Origin of the sequence: Bacillus sp. HY001 (genome assembly GCF_007558965.1) — a bacterium.
Classification (GTDB): Bacteria; Bacillota; Bacilli; order Bacillales; family Bacillaceae_G; genus Bacillus_A; species Bacillus_A mobilis.
In genome coordinates, this window is sequence record NZ_VLTE01000178.1 from 1 (window position 1) to 308 (window position 308).

General features: G+C 33.1%; 1 pseudogene. It reads right to left on the reverse strand.

The annotated features are described in order from the left end of the window. Positions 1-308 (reverse strand): annotated as a pseudogene (locus FOT98_RS30175) (transposase); the annotation flags it as partial.

Genomic DNA, 308 nt, shown 5'->3' on the forward strand with positions numbered 1-308 from the left:
TGAAAGAGCCTGGTTAGCACTGATACAGGATGTTGAAAGGTTGTGAAAAGCACGTCGTGTATACTAGAGAAGTAAATTTTGACGATATATGTACACTTATACTCACTCACCTCTTTTTGTTTTTTCTCCCATATAAGTCTTCTCATTCGATATGTAATGCTAGCTACCAAACACAAACCAATTAATTGCCCATATAAATGACATTGAAATCGTTCCAGTTTCACAGGTTTCACTTCATGAATTTTAAAAATAGACTTCCATGTTTTAAATATAATTTCAATTTGCCACCGTAAAGAATACAGTTCATA